This window comes from Mucilaginibacter kameinonensis (genome assembly GCF_003675385.1).
Lineage (GTDB): Bacteria > Bacteroidota > Bacteroidia > Sphingobacteriales > Sphingobacteriaceae > Mucilaginibacter > Mucilaginibacter kameinonensis.
The window spans coordinates 102,051-123,795 of record NZ_RCWZ01000002.1; the positions used below are offsets into that span (position 1 = coordinate 102,051).

At 41.5% G+C, this 21,745-nt stretch carries 22 protein-coding genes; 12 read left to right on the plus strand and 10 right to left on the minus strand.

Annotation, left to right across the window (positions count from 1 at the left end; translation table 11 throughout):
- Positions 1–90 precede the first annotated feature (90 nt).
- The 5 genes from gmd to rfbD all read left to right on the plus strand — a co-directional run bounded on the left by gmd (position 91) and on the right by rfbD (position 4,608).
- On the plus strand, positions 91–1,206 hold the full coding sequence (gene gmd, locus EAH55_RS07450) for a GDP-mannose 4,6-dehydratase (RefSeq protein ID WP_121810003.1): 1,116 nt from the start codon (positions 91–93) through the stop codon (positions 1,204–1,206).
- A 5-nt stretch (positions 1,207–1,211) separates the two neighbouring features.
- Positions 1,212–2,150 (plus strand): GDP-L-fucose synthase, encoded by a 939-nt coding sequence (gene fcl / locus EAH55_RS07455; RefSeq protein WP_121810004.1) that lies wholly within the window; start codon positions 1,212–1,214, stop codon positions 2,148–2,150.
- Positions 2,151–2,178: 28 nt separating this feature from the next.
- On the plus strand, positions 2,179–3,057 hold the full coding sequence (locus EAH55_RS07460; protein ID WP_121809115.1) for an SMP-30/gluconolactonase/LRE family protein: 879 nt from the start codon (positions 2,179–2,181) through the stop codon (positions 3,055–3,057).
- An 89-nt stretch (positions 3,058–3,146) separates the two neighbouring features.
- Entirely contained in the window at positions 3,147–3,701 is a 555-nt protein-coding gene (gene rfbC / locus EAH55_RS07465; protein WP_121809116.1) for a dTDP-4-dehydrorhamnose 3,5-epimerase, read from the plus strand.
- Positions 3,702–3,744: 43 nt separating this feature from the next.
- Positions 3,745–4,608 carry a dTDP-4-dehydrorhamnose reductase gene (gene rfbD, locus EAH55_RS07470; RefSeq protein ID WP_121809117.1) on the plus strand — a complete coding sequence of 288 codons (864 nt, stop codon included), beginning with the start codon at positions 3,745–3,747 and terminating at the stop codon, positions 4,606–4,608.
- 78 nt (positions 4,609–4,686) lie between these two features.
- On the opposite strand, the gene cysN is transcribed toward rfbD, so the two are convergent.
- A complete protein-coding gene (cysN, locus tag EAH55_RS07475) occupies positions 4,687–5,928 on the minus strand; it encodes a sulfate adenylyltransferase subunit CysN (protein WP_112572728.1) in 1,242 nt (413 codons plus the stop codon).
- A gap of 58 nt (positions 5,929–5,986) precedes the next feature.
- Positions 5,987–6,892, minus strand: a complete 906-nt coding sequence (gene cysD, locus EAH55_RS07480) for a sulfate adenylyltransferase subunit CysD (RefSeq protein ID WP_121809118.1) — start codon at positions 6,890–6,892, stop codon at positions 5,987–5,989.
- A 275-nt stretch (positions 6,893–7,167) separates the two neighbouring features.
- Here cysD and rfbA point away from each other — a divergent pair, with 275 nt between their 5' ends.
- Positions 7,168–8,031 carry a glucose-1-phosphate thymidylyltransferase RfbA gene (rfbA, locus tag EAH55_RS07485; protein WP_112572603.1) on the plus strand — a complete coding sequence of 288 codons (864 nt, stop codon included), beginning with the start codon at positions 7,168–7,170 and terminating at the stop codon, positions 8,029–8,031.
- A 4-nt stretch (positions 8,032–8,035) separates the two neighbouring features.
- Here the strand turns inward: rfbA and miaA are convergent, their stop codons facing one another.
- From miaA to EAH55_RS07515, 6 genes are all read right to left on the minus strand, one after another.
- Entirely contained in the window at positions 8,036–8,953 is a 918-nt protein-coding gene (miaA, locus tag EAH55_RS07490; RefSeq protein ID WP_121810005.1) for a tRNA (adenosine(37)-N6)-dimethylallyltransferase MiaA, read from the minus strand.
- A gap of 92 nt (positions 8,954–9,045) precedes the next feature.
- The gene (locus EAH55_RS07495; RefSeq protein ID WP_112572600.1) at positions 9,046–9,711 is read right to left on the minus strand and encodes an IS1096 element passenger TnpR family protein; all 666 of its coding nucleotides are present in this window, start codon (positions 9,709–9,711) and stop codon (positions 9,046–9,048) included.
- A gap of 41 nt (positions 9,712–9,752) precedes the next feature.
- Positions 9,753–11,165 carry a CCA tRNA nucleotidyltransferase gene (locus tag EAH55_RS07500; protein ID WP_121809119.1) on the minus strand — a complete coding sequence of 471 codons (1,413 nt, stop codon included), beginning with the start codon at positions 11,163–11,165 and terminating at the stop codon, positions 9,753–9,755.
- Between the two features lie 370 nt (positions 11,166–11,535).
- Positions 11,536–12,105 carry an L-threonylcarbamoyladenylate synthase gene (locus tag EAH55_RS07505; RefSeq protein ID WP_121809120.1) on the minus strand — a complete coding sequence of 190 codons (570 nt, stop codon included), beginning with the start codon at positions 12,103–12,105 and terminating at the stop codon, positions 11,536–11,538.
- The gene (locus tag EAH55_RS07510) at positions 12,098–13,225 is read right to left on the minus strand and encodes a glycosyltransferase family 4 protein (RefSeq protein WP_121809121.1); all 1,128 of its coding nucleotides are present in this window, start codon (positions 13,223–13,225) and stop codon (positions 12,098–12,100) included. Before EAH55_RS07510 ends, EAH55_RS07505 begins: the two co-directional genes overlap by 8 nt.
- A 133-nt stretch (positions 13,226–13,358) precedes the next feature.
- Positions 13,359–14,174: a 2,3,4,5-tetrahydropyridine-2,6-dicarboxylate N-succinyltransferase gene (locus EAH55_RS07515; protein WP_112572592.1), complete on the minus strand. Its 816-nt coding sequence runs from the start codon at positions 14,172–14,174 to the stop codon at positions 13,359–13,361.
- 560 nt (positions 14,175–14,734) lie between these two features.
- Between EAH55_RS07515 and EAH55_RS07520 the strand changes: the two genes are divergently transcribed.
- The 3 genes from EAH55_RS07520 to EAH55_RS07530 are packed head-to-tail and all read left to right on the plus strand — an operon-like array spanning position 14,735 to position 16,353.
- A complete protein-coding gene (locus EAH55_RS07520; protein ID WP_112572590.1) occupies positions 14,735–14,929 on the plus strand; it encodes a hypothetical protein in 195 nt (64 codons plus the stop codon).
- A gap of 52 nt (positions 14,930–14,981) precedes the next feature.
- The gene (locus EAH55_RS07525) at positions 14,982–15,932 is read left to right on the plus strand and encodes an ADP-ribosylglycohydrolase family protein (RefSeq protein ID WP_121809122.1); all 951 of its coding nucleotides are present in this window, start codon (positions 14,982–14,984) and stop codon (positions 15,930–15,932) included.
- 4 nt (positions 15,933–15,936) lie between these two features.
- Positions 15,937–16,353: an RNA-binding S4 domain-containing protein gene (locus EAH55_RS07530; protein WP_112572588.1), complete on the plus strand. Its 417-nt coding sequence runs from the start codon at positions 15,937–15,939 to the stop codon at positions 16,351–16,353.
- Between the two features lie 139 nt (positions 16,354–16,492).
- Here EAH55_RS07530 and EAH55_RS07535 read toward each other — a convergent pair whose 3' ends face one another.
- Entirely contained in the window at positions 16,493–16,972 is a 480-nt protein-coding gene (locus EAH55_RS07535) for a nucleoside deaminase (protein ID WP_112572586.1), read from the minus strand.
- 119 nt (positions 16,973–17,091) lie between these two features.
- A complete protein-coding gene (locus tag EAH55_RS07540; protein ID WP_121809123.1) occupies positions 17,092–17,688 on the minus strand; it encodes an OmpH family outer membrane protein in 597 nt (198 codons plus the stop codon).
- Positions 17,689–18,011: 323 nt separating this feature from the next.
- On the opposite strand from EAH55_RS07540, the gene EAH55_RS07545 reads away from it, so the two are divergent.
- The 3 genes from EAH55_RS07545 to gyrB all read left to right on the plus strand — a co-directional run bounded on the left by EAH55_RS07545 (position 18,012) and on the right by gyrB (position 21,662).
- Positions 18,012–18,695: a hypothetical protein gene (locus EAH55_RS07545; RefSeq protein WP_244228120.1), complete on the plus strand. Its 684-nt coding sequence runs from the start codon at positions 18,012–18,014 to the stop codon at positions 18,693–18,695.
- Positions 18,696–18,700: 5 nt separating this feature from the next.
- Complete coding sequence (locus tag EAH55_RS07550) at positions 18,701–19,441, plus strand: PEGA domain-containing protein (RefSeq protein WP_121809124.1); 741 nt, start codon at positions 18,701–18,703, stop codon at positions 19,439–19,441.
- Between the two features lie 262 nt (positions 19,442–19,703).
- Positions 19,704–21,662, plus strand: a complete 1,959-nt coding sequence (gene gyrB, locus EAH55_RS07555; RefSeq protein ID WP_112572580.1) for a DNA topoisomerase (ATP-hydrolyzing) subunit B — start codon at positions 19,704–19,706, stop codon at positions 21,660–21,662.
- Positions 21,663–21,745 lie beyond the last annotated feature (83 nt).

Genomic DNA, 21,745 nt, shown 5'->3' on the forward strand with positions numbered 1-21,745 from the left:
TTCATGAACTTGGATTGGTTAACAACGGCGATAGCAGGAAATATCTTTTGCGCCCTTAGCATTTTCAAACTTTACTTTATCCAAATCATAATGAAAAAAATAGCACTTATAACAGGAATAACCGGGCAAGATGGAGCATATCTTACAGATTTGCTGCTGTCAAAAGGGTATGAGGTTCACGGTATAAAAAGGAGGAGTTCATTATTTAACACCGATAGGATTGATCATTTATATCAGGACCCGCATGAGCAAAAAATTAACCTTGTATTACATTACGGCGATTTGAGTGATTCAACCAACCTGATACGTATTATTCAGCAGGTTCAGCCTGATGAAATCTATAATTTAGGTGCAATGTCGCATGTAAAGGTTAGTTTTGATACACCTGAATATACAGCAAATGCCGATGGCATAGGTACCCTGCGTTTATTGGAGGCCATTAGAATATTGGGACTTGAGAAAAAGACAAAAATATATCAGGCTTCCACTTCTGAACTTTATGGTTTAGTTCAGGCCGTACCCCAATCTGAAACAACGCCATTTTATCCCCGTTCTCCATATGCAGTGGCAAAAATGTATGCTTATTGGATCACGGTAAACTACCGCGAAGCATATGGTGTTTACGCATGTAACGGTATTTTATTTAACCACGAAAGCCCGCTGCGTGGCGAAACCTTTGTAACCCGTAAAATTACTCGCGCAACCGCTAAAATTGCCATGGGTTTACAGGATAAATTGTATTTGGGCAACCTTGATGCTCAGCGCGACTGGGGCCATGCCAAAGATTATGTTGAGGCTATGTATCTGATATTACAGCAGGAAACCCCTACCGATTACGTTATTGCGACAGGTGTAACCACCCGGGTACGTGAGTTTGTTAGGATGGCTTTTGCTGAGGTAGGCATAACAATAGAATTTAAAGGAGAAGGTGCTAACGAAAGAGGTTACGTTGTTGCTTGTGAATTACCCGATTTTCAGATCGAAATAGGTAAAGAAGTGGTAGCTGTTGATCCGAAGTATTTCCGTCCAACAGAAGTTGATTTACTAATTGGCGACCCCACTAAATCAAAGACCCTGTTAGGTTGGGTGCCGAAGTATGATTTGAAAATGTTGGTAGAAGACATGATGAACGCCGACGTTGACTATTTTCGCAGGGAAAAATTATTGAAGGAGTCTGGCTATACTATCAAAAATCAATTTGAATAATAATGATGGAAAAAGATGCTAAAATTTACATTGCAGGCCATCGTGGGATGGTTGGTTCGGCGATATATCGTAAACTTGTAAAAGAAGGATTTAGCAATTTAATTGACCGCACTTCAGATCAGCTTGATTTAAGAAACCAGCAACAGGTTGCAGATTTTTTTGCAACCGAAAAACCAGATTATGTATTTCTTGCCGCTGCCAAAGTGGGTGGTATAGTGGCTAATAATATTTATCGGGCGGAGTTTTTGTATGACAATCTGCAAATTCAAAACAATATTATTCATCAATCATACCTTAACGGGGTCAAAAAATTAATGTTTTTGGGTTCAAGTTGTATCTATCCTAAAATGGCTCCTCAACCGTTAAAGGAGGATTATCTGCTAACCGGTTTACTTGAGCAAACAAACGAACCTTATGCTATAGCAAAAATTGCAGGCATAAAAATGTGCGATGCATATCGTGCGCAATATGATTGCAATTATATTGCGGTGATGCCCACCAATCTATACGGTTATAACGATAATTATCACCCACAGAACTCGCATGTTTTGCCGGCATTGATCCGCCGGTTTCATGAAGCAAAAGAGCAAGGATTACCGGACGTTACAATTTGGGGTACAGGATCCCCAAAACGTGAGTTTTTGTTTGCCGATGATCTTGCTGAAGCCTGCTATTATTTAATGCGTAATTATAATGAGAGCGGATTAGTAAACGTAGGAACGGGCGAAGATATATCGATAAAGGATCTGGCGTTATTGATACAAAAGATAGTAGGCTATGCTGGTGAGATAAAATTTGATACATCCAAACCTGATGGTACACCTCGAAAATTGATGGATGTATCCAAGTTGCATAGCAAAGGCTGGAAACACACTATCAGATTGGAAGATGGAATTAAAATGGCATACAGCGACTTTTTGAACAAAACGAATTCTGCCATCTAATAACGTTAACAAAATTTAAGATCAAAGTATGGATGCAGTTCTTGCATTTAAAGCAAATGCTAAATTGGGTGAAGGTGCAATCTGGAATGTTGACAATCAAAAGCTCTATTGGGTAGATATTGAAGGCAAGTGCTTTAATATATTTGATCCTGCTACCAGCGATAATATAGTTTATAAAACGGGTAAGCGTATTGGTACAGTAGTACCTATAAATGCCAATACAGTTTTAACTGCCCTGGAAGATGGAATTGCGACAATAGATCTTGAAAAGGGTTCGGTTGACTATGTACTGAATACGGATATTCATAAGGTGAACAATCGTCGTTTTAATGACGGTAAATGTGATCCTCGCGGTCGTTTCTGGGTGGGGACTTTATCAATGGATGGTATTGCGAATGTAAGTTCTTTATATTGTATTGACAAAGATTTTAATCTGTCTGAAAGAATCAGCGGGGTATCAATTTCCAACGGAATTGCCTGGAGTATTGATGGCTCCCTGATGTATTATATTGATACGCCCACCGGCGAGGTAGTACAGTTTGACTATAATTTGGAGAGCGGCACTATTGCAAACAAGAAATTAATTATTAGGATTACTGAGGAAGATGGTTATCCCGACGGAATGACCATAGACGGCCAAGGTATGTTATGGGTAGCTTTATGGGATGGATTTGGTGTGGTACAAATAGACCCATCCACCGGCGATATTTTGCAAAAGATAAATATACCGGCTCCTAAAGTAACCTCCTGTACTTTTGGGGGCCCCAATCTTGATCAATTATATATTACTACAGCCCGTGTTGAAATGACTGAAGATGATTTGTTGAAGTATCCGTTAAGCGGCTCAATTTTTACTGCCGATATTAAGGTGACTGGACTACCTGCAAATCATTTTATCCGTTCATAACCTCTGGGTTAGTAAATTGCAAAACTAATTCAGTTGCTATAGTTAGATACGCATTAAAATAATTTTATATCTGCCAAATAAATCATTGAATGACTATTACAAAAACACCTATTGAAGGACTTTTAATTTTAACGCCGCGAATATTCGGCGATAATAGGGGGTACTTTTTTGAATCGTATAATTTTACCTCCTTTAATAACGCCGTAGGATATGAGGTTAACTTTGTACAGGATAATCAATCATATTCAACCAAAGGCGTGCTGCGGGGCCTGCACCTTCAAAAAGGTGAATTTTCACAAGCTAAACTGGTTAGGGTAACCAAAGGTGAAGTTTTGGACGTTGCGGTAGATCTTCGTAAAGGCTCGGCAACTTATGGGCAGCATTGTAGCGTGGTTTTAACCGAAGAGAACAACGAACAGTTTTTTATTCCTCGTGGATTTGCGCATGGCTTTATTGTATTAAGTGATGAGGCTGTTTTTCAATATAAGTGCGACAATTATTATAATAAACAGTCGGAAGGTGGTTTGCATTATGCTGATCCCGACTTAAATATTGATTGGCAACTAAACGGTAGTGATGTGTTGGTATCAGATAAAGACCTGGAGCTACCGTTTTTAAAAGATGCCCCTGACTTTGGTTTTTAGTACTGTTCTTTCTCTTTAATTTAAAAATATAGAATCAGGTAAAATGCAAAATATTATTGTATTTGGAGCTTCGGGCCAGTTGGGTAACTGTTTAAAAAAAGTAGCCGGAGATAGGGGAATTGATTATATCCATTTCTTGCCGGAAGATGAGGCTGACATTCTGCGGGAAGATTTGCTCAATATTGTTTTCGAAAAATATAAGCCGGGTTTTGCCATAAATTGTGCAGCTTATACTGCTGTTGATAAAGCGGAAGATGATATTGATCTGGCTCGGGCTATAAATAAAACCGGTGCTGAAAACCTTGCCAGGCAGTGTAAAGTAAATAACGCAGCTCTTATACAAATATCAACTGATTTTATTTTTAAAGGGGATGTAGCACTTCCACGTACGGAAGAGGATCCTGCAGAGCCCATCAGTGTATATGGTTTAACCAAACTTGAGGGCGAACAAGTAATTGCAGAAATTCTGGATGAATACTACACTATTCGTACAAGTTGGCTCTATTCAGAATATGGCAACAATTTTGTAAAAACAATGTTAAAGCTCGGCGCAGAGCGTGATGAACTTAAAATCATTGCGGATCAGGTGGGTACACCAACCTATGCTATCGATCTTGCCGAAGTAATTCTTGATATTATAACATCAGGCAAAAAAACTTATGGTGTTTATCACTATAGCAATGAAGGTGTAACTTCATGGTATGATTTTGCCAAAGGCATTTTTGATATTTCAGGTACCGATGTTAAGGTATATCCGATACGTACCTCTGAATTTCCAACAAAGGCCCAGCGCCCCGCGTTTTCGGTAATGGATAAGGCTAAGATCAAAGCCACCTTTGGCGTTAGTATTCCTTATTGGAGGGACAGTTTGAAGGTTTGTATAGAAAAATTGGCCGCTGCGCAATAGGCTATGACAGGTTATAAAAATAAAATGCCCGGCTTTTTTAGGAGCCGGGCATTTTATTTTTATACTTTTTGGCTTAGTTTACAAAAACGTACCGGCGGCTACAGTTTCATTAGTTGATTCATCAACCAGGATCAATGAACCGGTAATTCGGTTTTTGCGATACTCGTCAAATACTACCGGTTGGGTAGTGCGTAAACGAATCTTCACCATTTCGTTCATCTTGATATCGGTATTTTCCTCCTGCTTTTCAAGGGTATTGATATCCAGTTTATAATAAACCTCTTTGATGATCGACATTACCTCGCGTGTGGTAGTTTTAAGGTGGTATTTAGCCCCCGGACGCGGTCCGCGGGTTGCCATCCAGCAAATCATGGCATCAAGGTCCTGACTTACCTGTGGCTCGCTGTCATCTTTTACAATCATATCGCCGCGGCTTACGTCAATGTCATCCTCTAAAGTAATAGAAACCGACATCGGCGCGAAAGCTTCCTCAACCGGGCCCGAATAGGTATCGATAGATTTAATGACTGATGTTAATCCCGATGGCAATACGGTTATCTTATCGCCAGGCTTAAAAATGCCTCCGGCTATACGCCCTGCATAGCCCCGGTAATCATGATATTCATCAGCATGCGGACGGATCACTGTTTGTACAGGGAAACGTGCGTCTGAGTGGTTTTCATCACTGGCAATATGGATAGTTTCCAGGGTATGCAACAAGCTCTCGCCTTTGTACCATGGCATATTTTCCGAGTCGTTTACCACGTTATCGCCGGCTAAAGCACTCATTGGCACAAAACGGATATCCTTAACATCAATTTTAGCGGCAAATGCCTCGTATTGCTCAACTACTTTATTAAAAGCCTCTTCACTGTAATCAACCAAATCCATCTTGTTTACACAAACAATAATATGAGGGATCTTTAACAGTGAAGCAATGAACGAGTGGCGGCAGGTTTGCTCAACCACACCTTTGCGCACATCAATAAGTACAAGTGCAAGGTTAGCAGTTGATGCGCCGGTAACCATGTTACGGGTATATTGGATATGGCCCGGAGTATCGGCAATAATAAATTTGCGTTTAGGGGTTGCAAAGTAGCGGTAAGCAACATCAATAGTGATGCCTTGCTCACGCTCAGAGCGTAGGCCATCAGTTAACAACGATAAATCAACATGCTGAAGACCTTTGCGTTCGCTTGATTGTTTTACAGCCTCCATCTGATCTTCAAAGATGGATTTTGAATCGTATAGTAAGCGCCCTATAAGGGTACTTTTTCCATCGTCAACACTACCGGCTGTAGTAAAACGTAATAATTCCATTGTGGTGGTATGTTTTTCGCTCCGGGCATTGGGACCCAAAGGCTTATTGAATCAAATTTTAAAAATAACCTTGCTTTTTCCTGTCTTCCATTGAAGTGTCCGAGCGTTTGTCATCACTGCGGTTACCACGCTCGGTACTGCGGGTGGCCGATACTTCGGCGACTATCTTCTCCAGCGTGTCGGCATCAGATTCGATACCGCCGGTGATGGTGATATCGCCGAGGGTACGGAAACGCATCAACTTGTTTTCGATAGTCTCACCTTCGCGAAGCTGTAAAAACTCAGAAGCAGGCAGCCAGGTATTATCGCGGTAAACGGCATCACGCTGGTGTGCAAAGTATAAAGAAGGTATGGCTATGTTTTCCTGTAAAATATAGTTCCAGATATCCATCTCAGTCCAGTTGCTGATAGGGAATACACGGAAGTGCTCGCCCATACGCTTGCGGCCGTTGAAGATATTCCAAAGCTCGGGACGCTGGTTTTTAGGGTCCCATTGACCAAATTCATCGCGGTGGCTGAAGAAACGCTCTTTAGCGCGTGCTTTTTCTTCATCACGGCGGGCACCGCCAATGGCTGCATCTATTTTGTGGCTTTCAATGCTATCAAGCAGGGTTACTATCTGCAGTTCATTACGGCTGGCGTTAATACCGCTTTCCTCAACCGCGCGGCCTTTATCAATTGATTCCTGAACCGAACCTACAATAAGCTGTACGCCCAGGTTTTCAACCAGCTTATCCCTGAATTCCATAGTTTCCGGAAAGTTATGGCCGGTATCAATATGAATGAGGGGCATAGGAATTTTGGCAGGCCAGAATGCTTTTTTTGCCAGGTGTGTTACAACAATAGAGTCTTTCCCGCCCGAAAACAGGATGGCAGGACGATCAAACTGCGCAACCACTTCCCTGATAATGTAAATGGCTTCCGATTCTAATTCCTGCAGATGAGTAAGATAATATTTATGCATGTTACCGATAAAACACTGCTAACCCCACCTAAATAGTAGAGTTTTGCATTTAAACTGCAATTATACGCAATTATGCCAACTATCATGCTATCTATTTGGAATTTAACACGTGGATTTTATTATAGCAATCAGGCATAAATTAAACAAAGTGGTAATATTTTACGTAAACCATAAAGCTGAAAAAAATATTTATTTTAGCTGTAAGTAATTGAAGGATTTTAGCAATAATTATAGCATATCACGTTTATAGGCATACCAAAAAAACATACATATTTATGAAAGGAATTATTTTAGCGGGCGGTTCAGGTACACGTTTATACCCTATAACCAGGGCCATAAGCAAACAATTGATGCCTATTTACGATAAGCCGATGATCTATTATCCACTGTCTGTTTTGATGCAGGCCGATATTAAGGAAATATTGATCATCACCACTCCGGAAGATAATCCGGGGTTTAAGCGCTTATTAGGAGACGGTGCCGAACTTGGATGCAAGTTTGAATATGCCATACAGGAAAAACCCAACGGACTTGCCCAGGCTTTTGTAATAGGCGAGCAGTTTATTGGCGATGACAAGGTAGCCCTGATATTGGGGGATAATATATTTTACGGTACCGGCTTTGCCGAACTGATCCGCAGTTTCAATGATGTTGATGGTGCTGCCATCTTCGCTTATCATGTAGCAGATCCGGAGCGTTATGGTGTGGTTGAATTTGATGCTGAATTTAGAGCGTTATCAATTGAAGAAAAGCCACTTCAGCCTAAATCAAAGTTTGCAGTGCCGGGTCTTTACTTCTACGACAATTCGGTGATCCAGATAGCAAAAGATCTTAAACCGTCTCCGCGTGGCGAATACGAAATTACCGACGTAAACAAGTTTTATCTTGAACAGGGTAACCTGCATGTTGGCGTAATGGATAAAGGTACAGCCTGGCTTGATACAGGAACCTTTGATTCACTGAGCGATGCTACCGAATATGTGCGTGTGATTGAAAAACGCCAGTCAACAAAAATTGGCTGTATTGAAGAGGTTGCTTATCGCCGTGGATTTATCAATGATGACCAGCTGCGGTTATTGGTTGAGAAATATATCAAAAGCGGTTACGGAAAGTACCTGCAAAGCTTATTACCGCAATAAATATTTATGCCGGTGTTTCTATTGTTTTGACCATTTGATCAACGACATTGGGGGCACCGGCATCAAACCAGATAAAATCTTTATCTTTTCTAAACCATGTAAGCTGCCTTTTGGCAAAACGCCTGGTATTTTGTTTTATAAGTAACAGTGCCTCATCAAGGCTTGTTTTCCCGTCGAAATAATCGAATATTTCGGAATAGCCAACTGTATTTAAAGCATTCAAATAGCGATAGGGCAGGAGGGATTGTACTTCCTGTACCAGTCCTTGTTTAACCATGAGGTCAACACGGAGGTTTATGCGCTCGTATAGCTTTTCGCGCGGCATATCAAGCATCAGTTTAATTACATTAAAAGGCCGTTTGTTAACTGTTGCGTTGCGATAAGAGGAAAACGCTTTACCCGAAGTTTCAAAAACCTCTAAAGCCCGGATGATGCGTTGGGGGTTATTCAAATCAACCTCGTTATAATAATCAGGGTCAACCTGTTTTAGTTTTTCCTGTAATACCTCGAGGCCTTTTTCTTCAAGCTCTAGGTTTAGTTTTTCCCTTACAGCGGTATCGGCAACAGGCAGATCGTCAAAACCTTCGCAAATGGCTTTTATATATAAGCCCGAACCGCCGGCGAGAATCACCTTGTTGTGTGTTTTAAAAAGTTCGTCTAAAAGTGCAAGCCCCTGCTTTTCAAAATCGCCAACAGAAAAACTTTCAGATATGGAGTGCGAATTGATAAAATAGTGTTTGGCCGCTGCCAATTCGTTTTCATCGGGCTTGGCGGTACCAATACTCATCTCCCTGAAAAACTGCCTTGAATCTGCCGAAACTACAGCGGTATCAAAATGTTGCGCCAGTTTAATAGCTGCTGCTGTTTTACCTACCGCGGTAGGCCCGGCAACTACAACAAGGGTTGGGATGGAAGTGTTCATAGATGATGGTTCATAGTTCATAATTCGGAACGTAATTGAAAAGTGGTTTAGGAAATACCATAAACCATCAACTATGAACCATCAATTAAAATTTAATAGTCGTCGCTGTTGCCGCGGCCAGGTCTTTCATCGTCATCAAAGCCTTCATCATCACTAAACTCGTTGCCAAACTCGTCTTCCTCTTCCTCCTCATCGCTATGACCGCCGCTTTGTTTTTCTTCCGGGAGATCATCGCTATCGGTAACTTCCGAAAAATCTTCGGCATCTTCAGGATTAAAGGCCATCTCGTTCAGGAAGTCAAAGTCTTCGGTAGTAGGAGGTAGGATGGTAGGGTTAAAGGCGTTGCCAAATTGTTTAGGAGCTTCACCAACTGATTTTACAACAGCGGGGTAGCTTGTGGCTGCGTTTTCATCAAGAATGATCTTAAGCAATTCGACATGAAAATCAAACGGGCGATCAAAATTAAATGTATAGTAAAATTTCTGGTGCGGATCATCAATAAAGCTTAACAGTTTTACTTTATTCATTAATGACACGCCCCGGTCAATACGTCTTTGATTGGGCAGGTAAGTAATTTCTTCACCTTTGGTCCACTGATCGTTGCTGATATAAAATGATGACGGAAATTCCGGATTGTAGCCGGTTGACTGATGAATTGCGCGGTGAAGGTCTTCGAAAGTTTGGTTTGATTTTACATCAATTTCTCTCGTAACGTCATCGTAGTCTTCAAAAGTAACCCTGAACCTGTATACTGCCATTGCTTATTGTAGATTTTGGACAAAAATAATAATGTTTTAATTTAATTTGGGGTAGTCACAACTTTTAAGCCAATTTCAAGGCCCTTTGCAATTGTGAATGTTAAGGCAGCCTCGCGGTTGTTGGGGATTTCGCCTTCCAGTATGGCTTCACGGATCTGATTTTTGATTATGCCAACCTCGCGCCCTTCTTTTATACCAAATATGGTCATGATATCGTTACCGGTAACCGGTGGCTGCCAGTTGCGGATGCTGTCGCGCTCTTCAACATCTTTTAGTTTTTGTTGAACAAGCTCAAAATTGTTACGATATTTTTTTACCTTATATTCATTTTTGGTGGTGATGTCTGCTTTACACAACAGCATGAGCCCTTCAATGTCGTCTCCTGCCTCAAAAAGCAAACGCCGTACAGCCGAATCGGTAACTATTGATTGTGAGAGCACTATGGGCCTCAAATGCAATTGTACCAATTTTTGAACCTGCTTCATTTTTTCATTAAGCGGCAGTTTAAGCTGAGCGAAGATCTTGGGCACCATGCGCGCGCCGCGGTCTTCATGGCCGTGAAAGGTCCAGCCGTGGCCCGGTTCAAAACGTTTGGTGGCCGGTTTGGCTATATCATGTAAAATAGCTGCCCAGCGTAGCCAAAGGTCGTCGGTAGTTTCGCAAATGTTATCAAGTACTTGCAGGGTATGGTAAAAGTTATCCTTATGGCCTTTACCATCTACATAATCAACGCCGTAAAGCGCTGTCATTTGCGGGAATATCTTGTGCAGCAGCCCGGTATCAAACAGATAATTAAAACCGATGGATGGCACCGGCGATAGAATGATCTTGTTCAACTCATCGGTAATGCGCTCCTGCGATATAATGCTAATCCTGTCGGCAGTGGTTTTAATAGCTTCAACAGCAATATCGTCAATCCTGAAATTAAGCTGCGTAGCAAACCTGATGGCCCGCATCATGCGCAACGGATCGTCAGAAAAAGTTTCATTGGGGTTAAGCGGTGTGCGGATCAATTTGTTTTCCAGATCGACAATACCATTGAAGGGATCAAGCAATTCGCCATAGGTGTCTGGGTGAAGCGAGATAGCCAGTGCGTTGATGGTAAAATCCCGGCGTTTCTGGTCGTCTTCTAAAGTGCCGTTCTCCACAATAGGCTTGCGCGAATCACGGCGATACGATTCCTTACGGGCGCCTACAAATTCGACCTCAAGGTCGCGGTATTTGAGTGATGCGGTACCGAAGTTTTTATAAACCGCCAGTTTAACTTTAAGCGTGCTGGCAACTACTTCGGCAAATGCGATGCCGTTACCGATAACAACAATGTCAATATCTTTTGATGGGCGGTTCAGGAAGATATCGCGTACAAAACCACCTATAGCATAAGCCTGTACATTTTGTTCGCCCGCCAAACGGGATATTACAGAAAATACGGGATGCCTGAGGTGTTGCTGCATAGTTGGATGCTTAAAAACGCTAATAAGGGTACAAAGGTAAGATTAATTGGTAACTATGCTTTGTAAAGTCAAAAGTCTTAAGTTAAAAGTGTTAAGAATTGGCCTTGTAAGTTAAAAATGGAGTTGAAACCGGAGTCGCAAACTCCGGGCATAATTATCGGAAGTTAAAACTTCTGACAGTGGTCTGATAGTAACGACAGGGGTTAACAGGGTTAACACTATTGGGATTATTAACATTTAAATAATTGATTATCAATTATTTAAATGTTAATAGGGGTTACGCGAAAGATTTTATAAAAATGTTTCTGTTAAAAGATTTCTTCAAAAATGCCTTTTTAACTAATCACTAATCTCCAACCCTAATCTCCCCTTAACGACGCAAAAACTCAAACCGCCCGTCAGGAGCCAGCCTCATAATAGTTGAAGGTGTTTTGATCTCTTTGCTATGCTGTTCCAAATCAACAACGTAATCAACACCATCAATAATTTCCTGGTCTATCTGTGAAAAATACTGTGGCGAAGGTTTCCCGCTGATATTGGCCGATGTTGACACCAATGGTTTGCGTAAACGCTGAATCAGTTGTTGGCAAAACGGAGTGTCTTTTACAACCCTGATCCCTACGCTGCCATCTGTAGCGATTAAAGCCGGTGAAATATTTTTAGCGCCAGGCATTACCAGTGTTAACGGGTTTTCGGCATACTCAATCAACTCAAAGGCCAGCGGATTTACTTCGCTGATATAACTTTCCAGTTTGTTTTCAGTATCCAGCAAAATGATCATGCTTTTAGCCTCATCACGCTGTTTAAGTCGATAAATTTTTTGAATGGCCTCGGTATTGGTGGCATCACAGCCTATACCCCAAATGGTATCGGTAGGGTAAAGGATAATGCCACCTTCCTGTACTACTTTTAAAGCTTTGGCTACTTCGTCTTTAATCATGGCTCAAAATATTTTGATAAAGCCGCATTAACTGCCGGCTTAGTTTATCTTCAGTAAAATTGGTTGCGTAAGCGCGACCTTTAGTTATCATGTTTTGCCGCAATAAATCATCGGCAAGCACATTGTTTATTTTTTCGACCAGGCTGGCATCGTCATCCGGGCTAACAAACAGGCTATCTGGCCCGCCGGCCTCTTCAAGGCATGAGCCCGTTGCCGCAATCACCGGGATGCCTGAATTTAAAGCTTCCAATATCGGGATGCCGAAACCTTCATACCTGGAAGGGTAAACAAATACCGACGCCAACTGATAAACAGCAGGTAACTCTGCAAAAGTAACGTCTTTTAAAAACATTACCCTGTGGTTTAAATTGTTGGCTGTTAAATAAGCTTTAACCTGTTCGGCATATTGGGTTTCTTTACCAACAACAACCAAAGGTATATCATCGACTACGTTTTTTAAAGCTTTGACAATTAACAATAGATTTTTGCGCTCTTCGATAGTACCTACACTCAATATATAGCGATCAGGCAAATTGTATTTTTCTTTTACGGTCAATTTTTGCTCAGCTGTTTGTTCTGTTGCAAAAACAGAGTCGCAACCCTGGTAAACAACTTCGATTTTTTTAGGATCGATGCCGAGCAGTTCAATTACATCATCTTTTGTTTTTTGACTTATGGCGATGATCTTATCCGCAACCAGGCAGGCGTGTTTTACCTTGGCCAGGTAAATACGGTAATTAACCGGGCCAAATTGTTTAGGGTAACGCATGAAGATAAGATCATGCATGGTAACAACCGATTTTATACCTGTTTGCCCGATACCCGAAGGAAGTTCATGACTTAACCCGTGGTATAATTCAATACCATCGCGTTTAAGATCTTTAATAATGCCTTTACTGCGCCACCATGAAGTAAACCATTTGCTTTGTGGCGTAACGGTTTGAATGTTGGGATAACTGCCAATGAAATTAAGCCGGGGATTGGCTTTTGCTTTTGGCGTATATAGGTATAAAATGTTTGACAGATTGAGCGATGCGATGCCTTTTAATAGCCAGCGGCTGTAATTACCTAAGCCGGTATTATTATAAAAAGCCCGTTTAGCATCGTATCCTATCTTCATGTTTTAGATATGGAATGTGAGATATGAGACGTGAGATAATCAGTAATGTCTCTCTGGTAGGTATATCAGATGTGAGTTGAGCTTATTGTTTATTCAAAATCTCATATCTCACATCTGATATCTCATATCTATATTAAACCGCTACGTTATTTTCACGCAGGGCGTCATTCAATGACGTTTTTTTATCGGTTGACTCCTTACGCGTACCGATGATCAGGGCACAAGGCACCTGGTATTCACCAGCAGCAAATTTTTTGGTGTATGATCCCGGAATTACTACCGAGCGGGCAGGTACACGGCCTTTATACTCAATAGGAGTGCTGTGGGTAACATCAATAATTTTGGTTGATGCTGTTAATACCACGTTTGCACCTAATACTGCTTCGTGTTCAACATGTACGCCTTCAACAACAATGGCGCGTGAACCTAAAAAGCAGTTATCTTCAATAATAACAGGAGCAGCTTGTAATGGCTCTAAAACACCACCAATACCAACACCACCACTTAAGTGTACATGTTTGCCAATCTGCGCACATGAACCAACAGTAGCCCAGGTATCAACCATTGTACCTTCATCAACATAAGCGCCGATGTTTACATACGATGGCATCATGATAACACCTTTAGCCAGGTGAGCTCCGTAACGGGCAATACCGTGAGGTACCACACGGACACCGGTTTGTTTGTAATCGGTTTTGAGTTTCATTTTGTCATGAAAAACAAAAGGACCGGTTTTAATTTCTTCCATCTGCCTGGTTGGGAAATACAGAACAACCGCCTTTTTAATCCACTCATTTACATGCCAGCGTGAGCCAATTGGTTCGGCCACACGGATTTCGCCTTTATCCAACCGGTCTATAACGGTTTCGATGGCGTTGGTATATTCATTGTAGTTAAGCAGGTTCCTGTCCTCCCAGGCCTCTTCAATCAGTTTTTTGAGATCTTGCATTGGTGAAATTAAACTTTTGGCAAATTAAAGGATTTTTAAGGAAATATGTTTGATTTTAAAAGATTGAATGTCATGATGAATGAAACGCATTGGGGTTAAAAGATTCATCGCTATGGTCACATTAATCATTAATACTTAAACCGGATCGCAACGCATTGAAACTCGATTTTGATGTTATATGAGCGATATTTTGAGAAAACTGTGGGTATATTTGACTGATTGCGTATAATAATTTGATTGTCAGTGTATTGGTTTACACATAGGTATACAAAATCCGGACAATCAGTTAACAGCATGTAAAAAAACGTTAAGTAAGCCTTAATTTTATATAAACGAAAACCAACGTTTAAACTAATTAGGTGTCAAAAGCCTTCCGGACAGCGAGTGTCGGGGAGGCTTACTTGTTTTAGCGACATAGCATTTTTGGGGAGATAAGTTATAAAACCGGTAAACATTGATGCGTTATTTAGCGTATAAGAGTTTTCTTTAAATAGTAAGAAATTACTTTATTGAATTTTACCTTTTAATTTATCACTATTAATCCCCCACTCCCCCAACGTATGAGCCATCTTGCGTCATTTGCTGTTATTTTGCTTGGATTTGCATTGCTGCTTATTTTAGGTGTTTTGTTTTTTGGTACGCTTAAAAGTATCAAAAAACGCTATTACCCCACCTGGAAATTTCCTGATTACATAAGCGTTGGTTATGCCGAATATCTTTATCGTAAATTCATAAAAAGAGACCTGCCTAAATAAGTTTTGCTAAAGGCTGATTTGCCGCGTATTTAAAAATGCGTTAATTAGCACAATGACTAATAAGCGAAGCTATTATAAGGATGTGCTGTTCGGTGTGGCCGTTGGCGATGCGCTTGGCGTTCCCGTGGAATTTAAAACACGGTCCGTTATCGCTCAAAATCCTGTAACTGATATGATCGGTTTTGGCACCTATGGACAACCTCCCGGCACATGGTCTGACGATAGTTCATTAACTTTTTGTCTGGCTGATGTTTTGGCAGATGGTTATGATTTGCAAAAAATAGCAAACAGTTTTGCTGAATGGTTATATGACGAACAATGGACTGCACGTGGTGAAGTATTTGATGTTGGTATCGCTACCCGGGCGGCTATTGAACGGATTGTTCATAAAGTGAGGCCAGACCTGGCCGGCGGCTTTGACGAATCATCCAATGGTAACGGCTCATTAATGCGTATCCTGCCTTTATTATTTTATATAAAGGATAAACCTGTAAAAGAACGTTTTGCTATTGTAAAAGAAGTATCATCCATAACACATGGGCATGTCCGTTCGGTAATTGCTTGTTTTTATTACCTTGAGTTTGCCCTTAAACTGTTAACGAATAACGATGCTATAGTCGTTTACCGGGAAGTAAACATGGAGGTAGCGTCATTTTTAAAAGGGACAACCATTATCCATGATGAAATTGCTTTGTTTGACCGATTACTGGAAGGTAATATTCACGAACTGCCCGTCAATAAAATACAAAGCGGTGGCTATGTGTTGAACACACTTGAGGCTGCCATTTGGTGTTTACTAACCACAACCAACTATAGCGAAGCAGTATTAAAAGCTGTAAATTTGGGGTTTGATACCGATACGACTGCCGCGGTAACTGGTGGTTTGGCGGGTTTACTTTACGGCTTTGAGCGTATTCCCGAACATTGGGTGCTTATACTTGCACGTAAAAAGGATATAGATGACTTGGCCAAACGCCTGGCCGATAAATATGAAAGGGACTGATAAAATGGGCGAAAAAGAGAAGCTAAGAATAGATAAATACTTGTGGGCCATTCGTGTTTTTAAAACCCGTACGCTGGCCTCTGATGCCTGCAAAGCCGGGCGCATAAAACTGGATGGTAAAAACATCAAACCATCATACGAGGTGAAAATTGGTGATGTTTATCACGTTGCCAAAGGTATTGAACGTAAAGTGGTAAAGGTAACCGGCCTGCTCGAGAACCGGGTTGATGCCAAAACCGCTGTGAATTTTTATGAAGATATAACCCCGGTTGAGCAAACTCAGGCATTTAAATCCATGTTCCATGCTCCGGTACTGAAACGCGACCGCGGCACCGGCCGCCCTACCAAGCTTGAAAGGCGTGAGATTGATGACTTGAAAGATAACTTTTTTGAAGAGCAGGAAGAAGAGAACCAGGATTAAGCAGATTTTTGGGATTAATGGATTTTGATTTGCAAATGTGACCCTTAAATTGGATGTAACGCTGAGCAATTCAAAATCCTGTCCATCTGATAAATCCTTCTAATTCCGGTTCAGACAAGATATTCTCGCCAAATCCTGGTTAATAATGTTCCTTATGCTCGGTAGTTTCCCAAAGCTTAAAAGCGGTTTGTGCTTCCTCTCTGAGTATTTGTACAAAAGGTACCCTGCGTTTTTCCATAGTGCAGCCCAGTTCGTCATAAATAAAATGATCGTCGAAGCCTATGGCAGCGGCATCCGCTTTTGTATTGGCGTAGTAAATTTTATCAATGCGGGCCCAGTAAATAGCGCCCAGGCACATAGGGCATGGCTCGCAGCTGGTATAAATTTCACAGCCGGCTAAATTGTAGGTGCCCAACTCCTGGCAAGCCAGGCGGATCACCGAAACTTCGGCATGCGCGGTAGGATCATTAGTGGGTACAACACGGTTGGCGCTGCGGGCTATAATCATACCATCTTTAACTATAACAGCTCCAAAAGGGCCGCCTATGCCGCGCTTTACATTGTCTTCGGCCAGTTCAATGGCTATGCGCATAAATTTTTCGTGTGCCGTGTTTTCCATATTGTCCTAAATTAAAAAACCTCAACCGAAGTTGAGGTTCTAATTTGAAAATGTGACAATTTGATAATTTGAAGATGATATTAATTTTTAATAGCATATCATCAAAATTTTCAAATGTTTTATTTTTTGTCTTTAGCGTAAGCGTCGTTCAGGCGTTTAGCAACATCAAGCGTAACGTCTAAAGAAGGATCGCCATATAATACAGTTGGGTTAGCTTTTGAAAAAGTTAATACCATTTTATAGCCTTTTTCTTTAGCATAAGCTTTTACAAAATCGGCGATTTTGTCATACAACTTAGCATTCTCAGCAGCTTGTTCGTTTTGAAACTCAGCACCGGCATTTTGTGAATAGGTTTGCAGTTCCTGTTGTTTACGCTGTAATTGCTGTTCTGTAGCCTGACGCTGATCGGCAGGCATGGTAGCCTGGTTTTTTTGGTACTCAGCAACCTGGCGTTGAAAAGCCTGGCCGCGGTTTTGCAAATCAGTTTGTGAAGCTTTGCCTTTATCTTCTAAACGTTTTGAAAGATCTTTAAAGTAATCGTATTTGTTCAGTAAAGAATCTGAATTTACAAAAACGATAGTTTCTTTATCGGGTGTTACTGTAGTTGAAGCAGCAGCCGGTTTATCGGCAGTTTTATTTTGGCTACAAGCGGCAATGCTGCCTGCAATGGCTAATCCTAAGGTGAGTTTGGTTAAAACTGAAGCACTGGTTTTCATTCTGTTAATCTGAAAAATATTATAAAATTTTGACAAAGATAATCTTTCATAGCAAGTATCCTAATCAGATGTGCAGATAATATGAAGCGCCAATGGTATTGACTATTTGCATAATTAATTGCGGATTTCGTAAAAATGAGAATCCTGTAAACCTTTTAAAGTACTATTCGTAATAAGTGGTAGTTTAATAATAGTTTATTTTATTTCTTTAAATAGCTTATAAAGTAAATAAAGATTAAATTAAATACCTTCTGGAATTTACTTTTAAAAGGTGCCCCTAAGCCGCGCAATTGATCTCCTGAATAATTAAAACTATTTTAAGTATGAAGAAGCTGTTTTTATTGCCGCTTTTGGTATTTGTACTGGGTAAAAGTTCAAAGGCTCAGAATACCGACTGGCGCGATCAGGTTACAAATCAGAAGTCCCTGCACTTTAATGTGGGCACACAAGGGGTAGGAGCCGAGTTTGCATATGGCGTTTTGCCCAAAATGTCGTTACGGTTAGGGGCTAATATTATCCCGGTATCGGCCGATAACGTTTTCAGTGTTTCGGGGTTTAACTCCAACTCGAGGATGTCGGCCAATTTCTCAAATATCCATTTACTTGCCGATTTTATTCCGTTTAAAAGCGCTCCCGGTTTCAGGCTGGTAGGTGGCGCGGGCTATTTTATTAATGCGAAGGGTAAAATAGCTGTACAACCTAAAGACAATTATACATACGGCGATATCGTATTGAATAATGAGGAGGTTGGTAATCTTAACATGAATGTTAACTGGAGAGGCTTCGCGCCCTATGCCGGTATTGGTTTATTAAAGCCTTTTTCAAATCGCACGTTTAACGTTAACCTCGATTTAGGTACTTACTTTTTGAAACAACCCGACGCAAATATCACAGCCTCAGGTATTCTTTCGGGCAATACCAGTCAATCGGCGCAGTTGCAGCAAAATTTAAAAGGCTACAGGTTTTTACCTGTTGTTCAACTAAACTTCAATTTTAGGATACAATAAAAACTATGATGAAAAATATAAAGAAATTGCTTTTTGTATTATTGCTGCTACCGGTGGCTTGTAAAAAGCCAACAGAAGATCTTAAAATAGTAGTAGATACTAACGTAATAAAATATACCGCGCTTATCCATGTTACGGATGCCTCAAATCCCGAAGTGGTGCTCAAAAGCGGCACTTTAAGCGTAAGCGGTGATAATGCCGACGATATTTATGAAATATCGGGTAATAAGCAGTTAAACATTAGTAATGGTGTAATTGCCATTGGTCCTGGGCCTGCGGCTGTACCTGTAGCGGGCAAGCCTGAAACTTATTCGGTCCAGGTAAAAGTACCGGGTTACAACACCGCCACTAAATCGATAACTTTTACGGCCGATCAAAAGCAGCAGGTAATAAATGTTGCCTTGTCTAAAACAGGTTCGGTTAACAGTAATCCCGTTACGCAGAAACCGCTGCCGGTTTATGATGCGGTTGGTTTAAACTTTACCGGCACCTGCTCCTCAAGGCCCGACCTGGTAATACGCCCGAGTATGTATGTGTTTTTCAGGGAAACAGGCTCCGGCGCGGCTTATCAATATCTTGGATATATGGAAAGTGGTAATATGACTGTTACTGCATTGGAGAAAGGGAAGACCTATGATTTTCAGGTTACTTATGATGGCCAAAATTACGGTACTACCCAACAAATCAACAATGAAAGCGAAAGCCTGACTATAAATATGGGATCGGCTATTTGTAATAATTTTTAAGTGAGGAGCGATAGGTGTTTATCCGCTACCGGTCATAAGATTGGTAGCGGTTTTTTTGTTTCTGAACCAGGATTAAACGGATTTCTTCAATTTATGGGTTTTATATTGCAACTCCAGCAACGGTCAAAATCCCCCAAATCTATCTTCAGCTATGAACCATGGTATTCATCACGAATCTATTCCACAACGGTACTTTTATCCACAAATAATCGTTAATCCGGGGTATTTTTTGTAATTTTGAAGATTGTTTCATTAAATAAATATGAGCGAAGAAATTCAGGATAAATCCAATTATTCAGCAGATAACATACAGGTTTTAGAGGGTTTAGAGGCGGTGCGCAAGCGTCCGTCGATGTACATTGGTGATACAGGCGTTAAAGGTTTGCACCACCTTGTATATGAAGTAGTTGATAACTCTATCGACGAAGCTCTTGCCGGTTATTGCGATGATATAAAAGTTACTATACATGTTGGCAACTCCATAACCGTATCTGATAACGGTCGTGGTATTCCTACGGGTATTAATACAAAAGAAGGTAAATCGGCGCTTGAAATTGTAATGACTGTTTTGCACGCCGGTGGTAAATTTGACAAGGATACCTACAAAGTATCGGGTGGTTTGCACGGTGTGGGTGTAAGTTGCGTTAACGCGCTATCTACGCATGTTGCTACTGTTGTTCATCGTGAGGGCAAGATCTTTACCCAGGAATATGAGCGCGGTAAGCCAATGTTTGATGTTAAGGAAATTGGTGTATCTGATAAAACAGGTACTATCCAAACCTTTCAGCCCGATCCGGAAATTTTTACCACTACTACCGAGTATAAGTACGATACACTGGCCGGCCGTTTGCGCGAGCTTTCCTTCCTGAACAAAGGTATCCGCCTGAGCTTAACTGATGAGCGCGAAACCCTGGAAGACGGAACTTTCCGTTCGGAAGAGTTTTACTCACAAGGTGGTTTACGCGAGTTTGTGAAGTTTTTGGACGGCACCCGCGCGCCTATCATTCCGGAACCTATTTATGTGGATGGAAATAAAGGCGGTATCCCGGTTGAGCTGGCTTTACAATATAACGATACCTACAGCGAGAACGTTTTCTCGTACGTAAATAACATTAATACCATTGAAGGTGGTACCCACGTAGCTGGTTTTCGCCGCGGTTTAACCCGTACTTTGAAAGCCTATGCTGATAAGGAAGGCTTGCTGAAAAACGTAAAGGTTGAGATCAGCGGTGATGACTTCCGTGAAGGTTTGACAGCGGTAGTATCGGTAAAAGTTGCCGAGCCTCAGTTTGAAGGCCAAACCAAAACCAAATTGGGTAACAACGAGGTAATGGGTGCTGTTGACGTAGCCGTAGGCGAAATTTTAGGCAACTACCTTGAGGAAAATCCTAAAGAAGCGCGCCTTATTGTAAATAAAGTGATCCTTGCTGCTACTGCCCGTGCCGCCGCCCGTAAAGCGCGCGAAATGGTACAGCGCAAAAGCGTGATGACAGGCTCAGGTTTACCGGGTAAACTGTCGGATTGTGCCAATAGCGATCCAACCCTTTGCGAGTTATTCCTTGTCGAAGGTGACTCGGCGGGTGGTACCGCCAAACAGGGCCGTAATCGCGAATACCAGGCTATTTTACCATTGCGTGGTAAAATCCTGAACGTGGAGAAAGCCATGGAGCACAAGATCTATGAAAACGAAGAGATCAAGAACATGTTTACCGGTTTGGGCGTGAGCCGCGGTACACCTGAAGATGATAAAGCCCTTAACATGACTAAGCTCCGTTACCACAAGATCATCATCATGACGGATGCCGACGTGGACGGGTCGCACATTACTACACTGATCCTAACTTTCTTCTTCCGTTATATGAAGGAGCTGGTTGAGGCAGGTTATGTATATATTGCTTCGCCGCCGCTTTACCAGGTTAAAAAAGGTAAGGAGCACGAATATTGCTGGAACGACGTACAGCGCGATGCCGCCATACAACGTCTTAAAGGTTCAGGTAAGGAAGATAGTGTACACGTACAGCGTTACAAAGGTTTGGGTGAGATGAACGATATCCAGCTTTGGGATACTACCATGAACCCCGAAACCCGTACTCTGAAACGTGCTACCATTGAAAACGCCGCAGAGTGCGACCATACCTTCAGCATGCTGATGGGTGATGAGGTTGCCCCGCGCCGCGAGTTCATTGAGCGCAACGCTAAATACGCTAAGATAGATTCGTAAGCCTCCGCCTCCGCCAGCTGGCGGAGAGGAATAATTTGATAATTTTTTAAGGCCTGCTTCTTTTGAAGCGGGCCTTTTTGTTG

Coding starts and splice junctions, on each gene's coding strand:
- EAH55_RS07495 (WP_112572600.1), bottom strand. CDS start 9,711: ATGGCAGTATACAGGTTCAGGGTTACTTTTGAAGACTACGATGACGTT.
- EAH55_RS07535 (WP_112572586.1), bottom strand. CDS start 16,972: ATGGAAAACACGGCACACGAAAAATTTATGCGCATAGCCATTGAACTG.
- cysD (WP_121809118.1), bottom strand. CDS start 6,892: ATGCATAAATATTATCTTACTCATCTGCAGGAATTAGAATCGGAAGCC.
- EAH55_RS07525 (WP_121809122.1), top strand. CDS start 14,982: ATGACTAATAAGCGAAGCTATTATAAGGATGTGCTGTTCGGTGTGGCC.
- EAH55_RS07520 (WP_112572590.1), top strand. CDS start 14,735: ATGAGCCATCTTGCGTCATTTGCTGTTATTTTGCTTGGATTTGCATTG.
- miaA (WP_121810005.1), bottom strand. CDS start 8,953: ATGAACACTTCCATCCCAACCCTTGTTGTAGTTGCCGGGCCTACCGCG.
- EAH55_RS07460 (WP_121809115.1), top strand. CDS start 2,179: ATGGATGCAGTTCTTGCATTTAAAGCAAATGCTAAATTGGGTGAAGGT.
- EAH55_RS07530 (WP_112572588.1), top strand. CDS start 15,937: ATGGGCGAAAAAGAGAAGCTAAGAATAGATAAATACTTGTGGGCCATT.
- gyrB (WP_112572580.1), top strand. CDS start 19,704: ATGAGCGAAGAAATTCAGGATAAATCCAATTATTCAGCAGATAACATA.
- EAH55_RS07545 (WP_244228120.1), top strand. CDS start 18,012: ATGAAGAAGCTGTTTTTATTGCCGCTTTTGGTATTTGTACTGGGTAAA.
- cysN (WP_112572728.1), bottom strand. CDS start 5,928: ATGGAATTATTACGTTTTACTACAGCCGGTAGTGTTGACGATGGAAAA.
- rfbD (WP_121809117.1), top strand. CDS start 3,745: ATGCAAAATATTATTGTATTTGGAGCTTCGGGCCAGTTGGGTAACTGT.
- EAH55_RS07550 (WP_121809124.1), top strand. CDS start 18,701: ATGATGAAAAATATAAAGAAATTGCTTTTTGTATTATTGCTGCTACCG.
- rfbC (WP_121809116.1), top strand. CDS start 3,147: ATGACTATTACAAAAACACCTATTGAAGGACTTTTAATTTTAACGCCG.
- EAH55_RS07540 (WP_121809123.1), bottom strand. CDS start 17,688: ATGAAAACCAGTGCTTCAGTTTTAACCAAACTCACCTTAGGATTAGCC.
- EAH55_RS07505 (WP_121809120.1), bottom strand. CDS start 12,105: ATGATTAAAGACGAAGTAGCCAAAGCTTTAAAAGTAGTACAGGAAGGT.
- gmd (WP_121810003.1), top strand. CDS start 91: ATGAAAAAAATAGCACTTATAACAGGAATAACCGGGCAAGATGGAGCA.
- EAH55_RS07500 (WP_121809119.1), bottom strand. CDS start 11,165: ATGCAGCAACACCTCAGGCATCCCGTATTTTCTGTAATATCCCGTTTG.
- rfbA (WP_112572603.1), top strand. CDS start 7,168: ATGAAAGGAATTATTTTAGCGGGCGGTTCAGGTACACGTTTATACCCT.
- EAH55_RS07515 (WP_112572592.1), bottom strand. CDS start 14,174: ATGCAAGATCTCAAAAAACTGATTGAAGAGGCCTGGGAGGACAGGAAC.
- EAH55_RS07510 (WP_121809121.1), bottom strand. CDS start 13,225: ATGAAGATAGGATACGATGCTAAACGGGCTTTTTATAATAATACCGGC.
- fcl (WP_121810004.1), top strand. CDS start 1,212: ATGGAAAAAGATGCTAAAATTTACATTGCAGGCCATCGTGGGATGGTT.